Source organism: Marinobacter sp. VGCF2001 (assembly GCF_049943275.1).
Lineage (GTDB): Bacteria > Pseudomonadota > Gammaproteobacteria > Pseudomonadales > Oleiphilaceae > Marinobacter.
In genome coordinates, this window is record NZ_JBNFVX010000023.1 from 20,298 (window position 1) to 32,914 (window position 12,617).

At 60.3% G+C, this 12,617-nt stretch carries 11 protein-coding genes; 5 read left to right on the forward strand and 6 right to left on the reverse strand.

Going from position 1 to position 12,617, the window contains the following annotated elements; all coding sequences use genetic code 11:
- The first annotated feature begins 9 nt into the window (after positions 1-9).
- A complete protein-coding gene (locus ACP2AU_RS15990) occupies positions 10-423 on the forward strand; it encodes a VOC family protein (RefSeq protein WP_426377219.1) in 414 nt (137 codons plus the stop codon).
- Positions 424-545: 122 nt separating this feature from the next.
- The gene (locus ACP2AU_RS15995; protein ID WP_426377220.1) at positions 546-1,811 is read left to right on the forward strand and encodes a CynX/NimT family MFS transporter; all 1,266 of its coding nucleotides are present in this window, start codon (positions 546-548) and stop codon (positions 1,809-1,811) included.
- Positions 1,812-1,851: 40 nt separating this feature from the next.
- On the opposite strand, the gene ACP2AU_RS16000 is transcribed toward ACP2AU_RS15995, so the two are convergent.
- The 6 genes from ACP2AU_RS16000 to ACP2AU_RS16025 all read right to left on the reverse strand — a co-directional run bounded on the left by ACP2AU_RS16000 (position 1,852) and on the right by ACP2AU_RS16025 (position 9,090).
- Complete coding sequence (locus ACP2AU_RS16000) at positions 1,852-2,760, reverse strand: hydroxymethylglutaryl-CoA lyase (protein ID WP_426377221.1); 909 nt, start codon at positions 2,758-2,760, stop codon at positions 1,852-1,854.
- The gene (locus ACP2AU_RS16005; RefSeq protein WP_426377222.1) at positions 2,760-4,748 is read right to left on the reverse strand and encodes an acetyl/propionyl/methylcrotonyl-CoA carboxylase subunit alpha; all 1,989 of its coding nucleotides are present in this window, start codon (positions 4,746-4,748) and stop codon (positions 2,760-2,762) included. Before ACP2AU_RS16005 ends, ACP2AU_RS16000 begins: the two co-directional genes overlap by 1 nt.
- Positions 4,748-5,557, reverse strand: coding sequence for an enoyl-CoA hydratase-related protein (locus tag ACP2AU_RS16010; RefSeq protein WP_426377223.1), 810 nt, complete (start codon positions 5,555-5,557; stop codon positions 4,748-4,750). The genes ACP2AU_RS16005 and ACP2AU_RS16010 overlap by 1 nt, the downstream gene beginning before the upstream one ends.
- Positions 5,558-5,569: 12 nt before the next feature.
- Positions 5,570-7,177: a carboxyl transferase domain-containing protein gene (locus ACP2AU_RS16015; RefSeq protein WP_426377224.1), complete on the reverse strand. Its 1,608-nt coding sequence runs from the start codon at positions 7,175-7,177 to the stop codon at positions 5,570-5,572.
- A gap of 249 nt (positions 7,178-7,426) precedes the next feature.
- Positions 7,427-8,596, reverse strand: a complete 1,170-nt coding sequence (locus ACP2AU_RS16020; RefSeq protein WP_426377225.1) for an isovaleryl-CoA dehydrogenase — start codon at positions 8,594-8,596, stop codon at positions 7,427-7,429.
- 50 nt (positions 8,597-8,646) lie between these two features.
- Complete coding sequence (locus tag ACP2AU_RS16025; RefSeq protein ID WP_426377226.1) at positions 8,647-9,090, reverse strand: MerR family transcriptional regulator; 444 nt, start codon at positions 9,088-9,090, stop codon at positions 8,647-8,649.
- Positions 9,091-9,207: 117 nt separating this feature from the next.
- On the opposite strand from ACP2AU_RS16025, the gene ACP2AU_RS16030 reads away from it, so the two are divergent.
- The 3 genes from ACP2AU_RS16030 (at position 9,208) to ACP2AU_RS16040 (ending at position 12,573) form a co-directional block, all read left to right on the forward strand.
- Entirely contained in the window at positions 9,208-9,969 is a 762-nt protein-coding gene (locus ACP2AU_RS16030; protein WP_426377227.1) for an SDR family NAD(P)-dependent oxidoreductase, read from the forward strand.
- An 81-nt stretch (positions 9,970-10,050) separates the two neighbouring features.
- A complete protein-coding gene (locus ACP2AU_RS16035) occupies positions 10,051-11,199 on the forward strand; it encodes an acyl-CoA dehydrogenase family protein (RefSeq protein ID WP_426377228.1) in 1,149 nt (382 codons plus the stop codon).
- A gap of 192 nt (positions 11,200-11,391) precedes the next feature.
- Positions 11,392-12,573 (forward strand): thiolase family protein, encoded by a 1,182-nt coding sequence (locus ACP2AU_RS16040; RefSeq protein WP_426377229.1) that lies wholly within the window; start codon positions 11,392-11,394, stop codon positions 12,571-12,573.
- Positions 12,574-12,617: the final 44 nt, after the last annotated feature.

The following is a 12,617-nucleotide window of genomic DNA, read 5'->3' on the forward strand; positions in this document are numbered from 1 at the left end:
GAGGCAAGAATGGACATCAAGTGCATTGCAGGATTCGCAACGATCACCAAAGATCCCGAGGCCAGCGCGCATTTGTACCAACGAGTGTTGGGGCTGCCGCTGGAGGCGATGGAAGATTATCGTTTCATGGACCGCTTTCCCGGAGCGAATCACTTCGGTGTGTGGCCACTGTCAATGGCCGCGCAATCCTGTTTCGGGCAAGACGAATGGCCCGAGACTGTGCCTGAGCCTACGGCCACGATTGAGTTTGAGTTGGCGGATGCCGCTGCGGTTGAGGCGGCTGTGCACGAAATGAAAGCGAGCGGACAGGTGTTTGTTCACGATGCCCGCACCGAACCCTGGGGGCAGACCGTTGCAAGGTTCATGAGCCCCGAGGGGGTGCTGGTGGGGCTGAGTTACGCGCCATGGCTGCATACTGCGTAGTCACGACGATTGAGCGGAAGCTCCTGTAGACAGGAAGGGAAATCATCTTGTAGATCGGTTTGCTGCATTGCGCGTTGCTGTCTACGCTGTGCCCTATAGCAAAGCGAATAGGGCAGCCCCAGATGAAGTTTCCCTCCAGCACAGCGTTCGCTTTATTGGGCGCCGGGTTGATTGCGATCAGCTTCGGCCTGGCGCGCTTCGCGTTCGGTTTGTTCGTTCCGCCCATTCGGGCCGATCTGTCTTTAACCCCCGATGTGATCGGTATCATTGGTGCTCTGCCATTGATCAGTTTTGCCCTGGCATCGTTGGTGGCGCCCTGGTCTGCGGATCGATTGGGGGCCCGCAATACGGCGATGATTTCGGGGGTGTTCGGCGTTGTGGGGTTGGCGTTGATCAGTCAGGCCACTGGCGCGATGTCTCTTGGCGTGGGTGTAGTGGCCTGTGGCATTTGTACGGGTTTGATGATGCCGGCGCTGACAGCAGCCATGCAGGCGCTGGTTCGCCGGTCCATGCATGGTCGGGTCAGCTCGGTGATGAATGCCGGTACCAGTGTGGGCGTGGTGATTGCCGTACCTACAGTTCTGTTTCTGGCCGGGGCCTGGCGTTACGCTTACGCATCTTTCGCGGTAATTGCCTTGCTGGGTGTGGCTGCCACCTGGTTCTTTATTCCTTCGGTCTCCCGGGTCATGCCGGCGAATGCGGCTCCGCCACCATCCATCACCGCTCAACAGTGGTGGCGTTTGCTGCGGCTGGCCATCTTCGCCTTTATGATGGGGTTCATTTCCGCCGCTTACTGGATTTTTGCGCCGGATCTGGTAGTGAGTCTCGGGGAGATGAGTTCCGATTCTACCGCCTGGTTGTGGCTAGGGGTTGGTATTGCAGGCCTCGGTGGCGCCGTAGTCGCAGATTTGGCCGACCGTAACAACCCGCCGATCACCCAGGCCCTGATGTTGATGATGCTGTCGGCCAGCCTGGCTTTGCTGGCAGCGAGCCCGAACAACCTGCCACTCTCAGCGTTCTCGGCGCTGGTTTTCGGTTTGAGTTACATGAGCCTCACTGGGCTGTATCTGATGACGGGCATACGGTTGTTGCCAGGGCGGCTGTCTTTTGGACCGGTGCTTCCGTTCATGGCGGTGTCGCTGGGGCAGGCGGCCGGTTCGCCAGTTGTGGGTTTGTTAGTGGGGCAAACGGGCTATGCCAATGCTTTCGGGGCCTTCTGTGCCATCGGGATTGTGGTCGCGATGTTTTCTCCTTTCTACCCGCGCTACCTGGATCAGGAGCCAGAGGCGGTGGAAGAGGAAGATACCGGGCTTCAGGCGGCTTACGACTACCAGTTGCAGAACGAAGAGGGCGAGCCATTCCGGCAGGGGCCAATGGGCAAGGCTTAGGTCGCGGCTGCGAGGGCTCCTGGTGTTTGGAGCCCGAAAGCTATTGGCTCGTACCTCTCAATGCCTGGCCCACTTTAGAGCCGCTGTGACGTTGCAGTTGGGCGCAGATCCATTCACCGGTTGTCACGAGTCGATCCAGATCCACACCGGTTTGGATATCCAGGCCGTTAAGCAGGTATAGCACGTCTTCGGTGGCGACGTTGCCGGAAGCACCGTTAGCGTAGGGGCAGCCGCCCAGACCGGCCACGGAGGCATCGATCACGCTGACACCCTCTTCCAGAACCGCATAAAGGTTGGCCAGGGCCTGACCGTAGGTGTCGTGGAAGTGTGCTGCCAGTTTGGCTATTGGGACATGGGCGGCCACCGCCTCCAGCATTCTTTTGGCTTTCAACGGTGTGCCCACCCCGATGGTGTCGCCCAGGGAAATCTCTTGGCAGCCCATGTCGTACAGGGCCCTGGCCACGGTGGCCACCTGTGCCGGTTCGATATCGCCCTCGTAGGGGCAGCCCATCACTGTGGACACGTATCCGCGCACCGGAATGCCGTGTTTGCGGGCTTCTTCGACCACCGGCGCAAAGCGTTCCAGGCTTTCGGCAATCGTGCAATTGATGTTCTTTTTGGTGAAAGACTCCGATGCCGCGCCGAACACTGCCACTTCATCTGCCCCGGCGGCCAGAGCGCCCTCGAACCCTTTCAGGTTCGGGGTGAGGGCCGAGTAGCGAACGCCGGGTTTACGGGCGATGCCGGCCATCACTGCGGCCGCGTCGCCCATTTGCGGCACCCATTTTGGGGATACGAAGCTGGCGGCCTCGATGTGGCTGAGACCGCAATCGGCCAGGCGGTCGATCAGCCCGGTTTTGACGGCGGTGGCGATAACCTCACCGGGCTCATTCTGAAGCCCGTCCCGGGGGCTCATTTCCACCAACCGAACCTGCTTTGGAAAGGCCATTATTCTGCCTCCCCGGTGTCGATGGCGATCAGTTCCGCACCCTCGGCCACCTGATCACCCTCGGCGTAGAAAATCTCGGATACCACGCCATCGGCCGGTGCCTTGATGGCGTGTTCCATCTTCATGGCTTCCATGATTACCAGCGTCTGGCCCGCCGTAACTTTGTCGCCCGGTTTGGCCTGAATGGCCACCACAGAGCCGTTCATGGGCGCCGCCAGGCTGCCTTCGCTGGCCATTTCTTCAAGCCCGTAGGTCTCTCGGTACACGATGCACCTGAAGGTGTCACCCTCGTAAAAGATTACCAGTTCCTCGTTGTACAGGTTGCCGTGCACGCTTAGCCGGTGGCCGTTGATCACCGCCTGCAGGAAATCGTCGTTTAATTTCGCGTTCAGGTGGTACACGCTGCCGCCCACAAACACCTGGTAGCGGTCATCCCGTTCCAGGATCTTGAGTTCGTGTTTGTCGTCGTCCACCTGAAGGGTGAGAGGCTGGGCGTATTCGGAGTTCATGCGCCAGCTGTTCTTGCGGCCGAACGGCGACCAGGGGTCTGCGGTGACCGGTTCGGCCGATTTGCGTTGTTCGAGGATAAAACCGGCCGCCAAAACCAGTGCTTTGTCCAGATCCAGTCTCGATTTCGGAAACAGCAGGTCGTTATGGGTGGCAATAAAATTCGTGGTCAGCTCGGCTTCCCGAAATGGCTGGGCATCCACCGCCGCGTGCAGGAACCGGATGTTGGTTTTCAGCCCGGCGATGCGGTAGTGCTCCAAAGCCTGAACCATGCGGTTGACCGCCTGTTCGCGGGTGTCGTCCCAGACAATCAGTTTGGCGATCATCGGGTCGTAGTGGATGCTGATTTCATCGCCTTCGGTCACGCCGGTGTCTACCCGCACGTGGGCAGATTCATCCGGAGTGCTCAGGTAACGCAGGGTGCCGGTGGCCGGCAGGAAATCCTGGTCCGGGTCTTCGGCGTAAATGCGCGCTTCGATGGCGTGGCCCCGGGTTTTTACCTGGTCCTGGGTCAGCGGCAGGGGCTCGCCCCAGGCCACTTTCAGTTGCCACTCCACCAGATCCTGGCCGGTGACCATTTCCGTGACCGGGTGCTCCACCTGCAGGCGGGTGTTCATTTCCATGAAGAAGAAGGAGCCGTCCACGTCGTAGAGAAACTCCACGGTGCCGGCCCCCACGTAATGGATGGCCTGGGCCGCCCGCACGGCGGCTTCGCCCATGGCTTTGCGGGTGGCTTCGCGGAGGCCGGGGGCGGGCGCTTCTTCCAGCACTTTCTGGTGCCGGCGTTGCACGGAACAGTCCCGCTCGGCCAGATAGATGCCGTTGCCGGACTGGTCACAGAACACCTGGATTTCCACATGGCGTGGCTGGGTCAGGTAGCGCTCGATGAGCATATCCGGGTTGCCGAAGGCGTTCTTTGCCTCGCGTTGGGCCGCGGCCAGGGCATCGTCGAATTCGGCCATGTTTTCGACCACCCGCATGCCTTTACCACCGCCACCGGCCACGGCTTTCAGCAGTAGCGGGAAGCCGCATTTCTCGGCTTCGGCGCGCAGCAGATCCGGTGACTGGTCTTTTCCGTGGTAGCCGGGTACCAGGGGCACGCCGGCTTTTTCCATAATCGCTTTTGCCGCGGATTTGGAGCCCATGGCGGCAATGGCCGACGAGGGTGGGCCGATGAAGACAATGCCGTTGGCTTCGCAGGCTTCGGCAAAGTCGGTGTTCTCAGACAGAAAGCCGTACCCCGGATGGACGGCCTGGGCACCGCTTTCTCTGGCGATCTCGATAATCTTGTCGGCCCGCAGGTAGCTTTCGGAGCTGGGGGCGGGGCCGATGTAGAAGGCCTCGTCGGCCATGGCCACGTGCCGGGCGTTGGCGTCGGCTTCGGAATAGACCGCCACGCAGCGGATGCCCATTCGATGGGCCGTCTGGATGATCCGGCAGGCGATTTCGCCCCGGTTGGCGATGAGTATTTTATTGAACATTATGAGTTGTCTCCCGGCACCCAGGCTGCTTTTCGTTTGTTCAGGAAGGCGCTGAGCCCCTCCTGACCTTCGTCACCAACGCGAATGTCGGCGATGCGCTGCGCGGTATCGTCAATCACCTCGGCGGTAATGGTCTTGTGGCTGACCGCAAAGATCAGATCCTTCGCCGCTTTCATGGCTTCGGGCCCGTTCAGTGCCAGCTGTTGCTGCAATTCGTTGCAGCGCCGGTGCATGGCCTGTTCGTCTTCGCACATCAGGTGAACCAGGCCGTATTGCTGCGCCTCCTGAGCACTGAAGACCTCGGCCGAGAGGAAATAGCGCCGGGCCTGGCGTTCGCCGATGGCTCGCACCACGTAGGGGCTGATCACGGCCGGAATCAGGCCGAGTTTGACCTCGCTCAGGCAGAAGCTGGTTTTTTCGGTGGCCAGCACGATGTCGCAGCAGGCTGCAAGGCCGACCGCGCCGCCGAAGGCCGCGCCCTGCACCAGACCAATCACGGGTTTGGACAGGTGGTTCAGGGTGCTCATCAGCCGGGCCAGTTCCCGGGAGTCGTCCAGATTTTCCTGGCGGGTGTTGTCCGCCATGCGGCGCATCCAGCCCAGGTCGGCGCCTGCCGAAAAGTGTTTGCCTTCAGACCGGAGGATGACAATCTGCGTTTGCTCATCCCGGTCCACGTGCTCCAGCGCCTGAATCAGTTGCTGGATGATCACGTCGTCGAAAGCGTTGCGTTTGTCCGGGCGGTTCAGCACCACTTCCGAGACGCCATCGTCCCGTTGGTGCAGCAGAACCGCGGTGTCTTGCTGTGACATGGCTGCGCTCCTTTACATTCGGAACACGCCGAAGCGCGTAGGCTTGGCGGGCCGGTTGAGGGTGGCAGACAGGCTCAGGGCAACGACTTCCCGGGTCTGGGCCGGGTCGATCACGCCGTCATCCCACAGACGGGCGCTGGCGTAGTACGGGTGGCCCTGGTGTTCGTAGGTTTCGGTAATGGGCTTCTTGAACTCGGCTTCTTCCTCGGCGCTCCAGCTCTGGCCTTTTCGCTCCAGGCCTTCCCGGCGCACCTGCGCCAGTACGCCGGCGGCCTGTTCGCCGCCCATCACGGAGATGCGTGCATTGGGCCACATCCACAGGAAGTCCGGGCTGTAGGCTCGGCCACACATTCCGTAGTTGCCGGCACCGTAGCTACCGCCAATCAGAACGGTAATCTTGGGCACGTTGGCACAGGCCACGGCCATGACCATTTTGGCGCCGTGTTTGGCGATGCCCTCGGCTTCGTACTTCTGGCCCACCATGAAGCCGGTGATGTTCTGCAGGAACAGCAGCGGTATGTTGCGTTGGCAACACAGTTCAATAAAGTGCGCGCCCTTCTGGGCGGACTCGCTGAACAGGATGCCGTTGTTGGCGATGATGCCCACGGGGTAGCCGTGGATGTGGGCGAACCCGGTCACCAGGGTGGAGCCGTAGTAACGCTTGAATTCGTCGAATTCGGAGCCGTCAACGATGCGGGCGATGACGTCGCGGGCGTCAAACTGCTTGCGCAGATCGGTGCCGACGATGCCGTAGATTTCTTCCTGATCGTACAGCGGGGCGCGGGGCTTCTGGACTTCCACCGGCACGGGTTTGCGGCGATTGAGGTTGGCGACGCAGCGCCGGGCGATGGCCAGGCCGTGGGCGTCGTTTTCGGCGTAATGGTCGGCGACGCCGGAAATTTTGCAATGTACGTCGGCGCCGCCCAGGTCTTCAGCCGTCACCACTTCCCCGGTGGCGGCTTTCACCAGTGGCGGGCCGGCCAGGAAGATGGTGCCCTGGTTGCGGACGATGATGGATTCGTCGGCCATGGCGGGTACGTAGGCGCCCCCGGCGGTACACAGGCCCATGACGACGGCGATCTGGGGAATGTCGTCTGCGCTCATGCGGGCCTGGTTGTAGAAGATGCGGCCGAAGTGGTCCCGGTCCGGGAAGACTTCGTCTTGCTGGGGCAGGTTGGCGCCGCCGGAATCCACCAGGTAGATGCAGGGTAGGCGGTTGGCCATGGCGATTTCCTGGGCCCGCAGGTGTTTTTTCACGGTCAGCGGGAAGTAGGTGCCGCCTTTAACGGTGGCGTCGTTGGCGATGATCATGCATTCGGTGCCGGAGACGCGGCCGATGCCGGCAACAACGCCAGCGGCAGGCACTTCTTCTTTGTACACGTTGTAGGCGGCGAACTGGCCGATTTCGAGGAAGGGGGAGCCTTCGTCGATGAGGGTGTTGATGCGCTCGCGGGGCAGGAGTTTACCTCGGTCGGTGTGGCGCTTCTGGTAGTCGGGCCCGCCGCCCTGCTGGATGGTTTCTACTTTTTCCCGGAGGTCGGCGACGGCTTGTTGCATGGCCTGGTGGTTGGCCTGGAATTCGTCGGACCTTGGGTTAATTTTGCTTTGGAGTATCGTCATGTTCCGTGGTCCCTCGGGTTGGGGCACGGGCCTGGAGGGGTGTCGTTCCGAAAACCGCTACGAGCACCCCTTGCGGGGTCCGGCCAGCAATCGTAGATTGCTGTCGTTCGGCTGCGCATGAAGCTCCGCTTCATAAACGCTTGCCTCACCCATGTGCGCTTCTCTCCGGCCATCCATGGCCTCCGACATTTTCGGAAGGCTCCCCCTCCAGCCCCTTGTCGTACATTGGGAGCTGGAGTCCGCGCTTCGTTACTTGTTCAGGAACAGCTCGCGACCGATCAGCATCCGTCGGATTTCAGACGTTCCAGCGCCGATTTCGTAGAGTTTCGCGTCCCGCAGCAGGCGGCCGGTCGGGTATTCGTTGATGTAGCCGTTGCCGCCCAGCAGCTGGATGGCGTCCAGGGCCAGTTTGGTGGCCATTTCGGCGGAGTAGAGGATGGCGCCGGCGGCGTCTTTGCGGGTGGTTTCCGCGCCGCGGTCGGCGGACATGGCCACCATGTAGACGTACGACTTGGCCGTGTTCATCCAGGTGTACATATCGGCAACCTTGCCCTGTACCAGTTCGAATTCACCGATGGCCTGGCCGAATTGTTTGCGCTCACGGATGTAGGGCACGGTCACGTCCATGGCCGCCTGCATGATGCCGAGCGGGCCGCCGGAGAGGACGAGGCGTTCGTAGTCGAGGCCGCTCATCAGCACTTTGGCACCGTTGCCCACGCCGCCGAGGACGTTTTCTTTGGGGACTTTGCAGTCCTGGAACACCAGTTCGCAGGTGTTAGAGCCGCGCATTCCGAGTTTGTCGAGTTTCTGGTGGCGGCTGAAGCCGGGGTAGTCGCGTTCTACGATAAAGGCGGTGACGCCTTTGGAACCGGCCTGGGTGTCAGTTTTGGCGTAGATGACGTAGGTGTGCGCGTCTGGGCCGTTGGTGATCCACATTTTGTTGCCGTTAAGCACGTAGTGGTCGCCTTCGTCGCGGGCGTGGAGCTTCATGGAGATCACGTCGGAGCCGGCGTTGGGCTCAGACATGGCCAGGGCGCCGATGTGTTCGCCGCTGACGAGTTTGGGCAGGTATTTCTGTTTCTGGTCTTCGGTGCCGTTGCGGTGGATCTGGTTAACGCACAGATTCGAATGGGCACCGTAGGAGAGGCCAACGGAGGCGGAGGCGCGGCTGATTTCTTCCATGGCGATCACGTGGGCCAGGTAGCCCATGTCGGAACCGCCGTACTCTTCGCTGACGGTAATGCCCAGCAGGCCCATGTCGCCCAGTTTGCGCCACAGGTCCATGGGGAATTCGTTGTTTTTGTCGATTTCCTCAGCCCGGGGGGCGATTTCGGTGGCGGCGAAGTTGTTCACTTGTTCCCGGAGCATATCCAGGGTCTCGCCGAGGCCGAAATTGAGCCCTGAGTACTGTGATTTCATCGTTTGCTACCTTTTTGTTTTTAACGTCGGGTATCTGTTGGTTGTCGGCGCTATCGGCTGACAACGGCTCCTTCGAAGTTCGTTGACAGGCCCTGTTCTTCCTTTTCCTCCTGCAGCTCGGCCAGGGCTTCCCGGCATCGGGCCTCGGCGGTGTCCATTTCCATTTCGGCCTGGGCAATGTCGTTTTTCTGCTGCTCCAGCTGTTCCCGCCTGGCACTCAGGATTTCCAGCATTTTCAGTAGCTGCTTTTCGTTGCCGGTCAGCGTCTCGTCCCAGAGGTCAAACAGTTCTTTGGTTTCCGCAAGGGAGAAGCCCATGCGCTTACCCCGGAGAATCAGTTTCAGCCGGACGCGGTCTTTGGTGGTGAAGATCCGGGTTTGCCCGCGCCGGGTGGGCTTAAGCAGCCCCTGATCTTCATAGAACCGGATGCTCCGGGTGGTGACATCGAACTCCTGGGAAAGGTCGCTGATGCTGAAAGTCTGTTTTTCGCTCATGACGGATTTCCTTTTTTCGTCAAGGTTAGTTAAAGTTTACGTAAACGTAAAGTGTTTTCGTGGTCCGGATGATGACCTGCGGATCCAACATCGATCACTGTTAATAGGGAGTACCCGATGGAATTCCAGAATGTGTCGGCAATTGTAACAGGCGGCGCCTCCGGTCTGGGTGAGGGCGCCGCACGTGCGCTGGCCTCGGCAGGCTGTAAGGTCGCGATTCTCGATGTAAATCAGGAGCAAGGTGAGAAGGTTGCAGCCGAGCTTGGGGGGATTTTCCTGCACTGCGACGTAACCTCCGCCGACAGTGCCGAGGCGGCATTTGCTGCGGCCCGGGAGGCCCATGGCCCTTGTGGCGTCGCCGTTAGCTGCGCCGGTATTGCCCCTGCGGCGAAAATTCTCGGCCGCGAGGGCGTCATGCCATTGGACAGCTTCAGTAAAGTGGTCCAGGTAAACCTGATCGGCACGTTTAATATCCTTCGCCTCGCCGCCGCGGATATGGCAAAGCGCGAACCCAATGCCGATGGCGAGCGCGGGGTGATTATTAATACTGCGTCGGTCGCGGCCTATGAAGGCCAGATTGGCCAGGCTGCTTACAGTGCCTCCAAAGGCGGGGTGGTGTCGCTCACCCTGCAGGCCGCCCGCGAGCTGGCCCGTGAAGGGATACGGGTGAACACCATTGCACCGGGCCTGTTCATGACGCCAATGCTGGCGGGTATGCCGCAGGAAGTGCAGGACAGCCTGGCAGCCACCTTGCCGTTCCCGAAACGGCTGGGCAAGCCCGAAGAATTTGGCATGATGGTGGACCAGATGGTGCGCAACCCGATCCTGAATGGTGAAGTCATTCGGCTTGATTGTGCCCTGCGCATGGCGCCAAAGTAATAACAAGAGCACAGCGCCCGCCACAAGCGGGCTGCTGAAACCGGAGTCGCCAAAAGCGAACCACAAATACAGGTGATTGATATGACCAGCCCTGTCGATAAAGAAGAACTGGCCCTGTTCCGGGAATCCGTGATCAAGGCCCTGGAAACCGAAGTGGCCCCCCATTACGAAGCCTGGGAAAAAGAAGGCATTGTGCCCCGTGAACTCTGGACCACCCTCGGCAGCGCCGGAATGCTTTGCGTAGACGTACCCGAAGACTGCGGCGGCTGCGGAGCGCCTTTTCAGTACTCGGTAGTGGTAGGCGAAGAAATGGCCCGCCTCGGTTTCGGTGCGCTCTCCACCAACGTGATGGTGCATTCCGACATCGTCGCACCTTATTTAAGCCACATCGGTAACGAAGAACAGAAACAGCAGTGGCTGCCAAAGATGGTGTCAGGCGAGGCGGTGGGTGCCATCGCCATGACCGAACCGGGTGCCGGCAGCGATTTGCAGGCCATGCGCACCAGTGCGGTAAAGGACGGCGATGAGTACATCCTCAACGGCTCCAAAACCTTCATCACCAACGGCCAGCACGCCGACATGGTCATCGTCGCTGCAAAAACCGACCCCAAGGCGGGTGCCAAAGGCATCAGCCTGTTCCTGGTAGACACCTGGTTGCCCGGATTCAGCAAAGGCCGGAACCTGGACAAAATCGGCCAGCATTCCGGCGACACCTCCGAACTGTTCTTCTCGGATATGCGTCTTCCCGCCTCCGCACTGCTGGGGGAAGAAGGGCAGGGCTTCGTTTACCTGATGCGGGAACTCCCCCGCGAGCGCCTGGTGATCGGCGCTCTTGGCGTCGCCGCCGCTCGGGGCTCGCTGGATATGACCATCCAGTACGCCCAGGAGCGTGAGCTGTTCGGCCAGAAGCTCAGCCAGTTGCAGAACACACGTTTCGAAATTGCCCGCATGGAAACGGATTACCGAATCAACAAAGCGTTTGTGGATCAGTGCATTCGGGAATACGAAGAGGGCAAATTGGATGCCCCCACGGCGTCCATGGCCAAGTACAGCGCTACCGAGATGCAGTGTCGTGTTGCTGATGGCTGTTTGCAGCTGTTTGGCGGCTATGGCTACACCACGGAGTACCCGATTTCCAGGAACTTTATTGATGCCCGGGTGCAGCGGATTTATGGCGGCACCTCGGAAGTGATGAAGGAAATTATTGCCCGTTCTGTACTCGGTCGATAAAGCGCCTTTTGTCCGAAGCCCATTCGCTTTGAAGGCAATGACAACGTATGGGGTTCGAGCAGGGGGATGTCTTTCCGGAACCGTCAAAAGCCATGGATGGCTTTTGACGAGCGTACAGGGACGTATTTACAGCGTGTTTCGGAAAGACATCCCCCTGATCGAACCTGACTCCCAACATGGAGACCAGATTCGATGAATAACAACGACGTAGTAATAGCAGGCTCCGCCCGAACCCCCATGGGCGGCATGATGGGCTCTCTGAGCTCGGTACGTTCACCTGAATTGGGCGCCACCTCTATCAAGGCCGCTATCGAACGCTCCGGCCTGCAACCGGCGGACATTCAGGAAGTGATCATGGGCTGCGTACTCCCGGGCGGTCTGGGCCAGGCACCGGCGCGCCAGGCCTCCCGCGCCTCCGGCATCCCCGATAGCGCCGGCTGCACCACCATCAACAAAATGTGCGGTTCCGGAATGCAGGCCGTCATCATGGCCCACGACCAGATCAAAGCTGGCACCAACAACCTCATGATCGCCGGCGGCATGGAAAACATGAGCCAGGCACCGTACCTGCTGCCGAAAGCTCGCGCCGGAATGCGCATGGGCCATGGCCAGGTGATGGACAGTATGTTTCTGGACGGCCTGGAAGACGCCTACGAAGGCGGTCTGATGGGGGTATTCGCCCAACGCACCGCCGACAAATTCAACATCACCCGCCAGGCCATGGACGAATTTGCCATCGGCTCACTGCAAAAATCCCTGGCCGCCATCGAAAACGGCTGGTTCCGGGATGAAATCGTACCGGTCACCGTACCCGGCCGTGGCGGCGACACCGAAGTCGACACCGACGAACAGCCCGGCAACGCCAAACCCGAAAAAATCCCCCACCTGAAACCGGCCTTCGCCAAAGACGGCTCGGTCACCGCCGCCAACTCCAGCTCGATCAGCGATGGTGCTTCCGCGCTGGTACTGGCGTCAGCCGCCGAAGCCGACGCCCGCGGCCTGATCCCGCAGGCCCGCATCGTGGCCCACGCCACCAACGCACGCCTGCCATCCGAATTCACCATCGCGCCGATCGGCTCCATTGAGAAGGTGCTCAAGAAAGCGGGATGGACGCTGGACGATGTTGATTTATTCGAGATCAACGAAGCCTTTGCCGTCGTTACCCTGGCGGCCATCAACGAACTGAAGTTGCCAGTGGAAAAAGTGAACGTACACGGCGGCGCCTGTGCGCTGGGCCATCCGATTGGTTCCTCCGGCTCGCGCATCCTCGTCACGCTGATCAATGCATTGAAGCAGCGAGGTCTGAAGCGCGGTGTTGCGTCCCTGTGCATCGGCGGTGGTGAAGCCACAGCCGTGGCTATTGAGTTGATCTGATTGGTTTGTATACCCCGTAGCCTGCGAGTTCGGGGGCGGGCTTG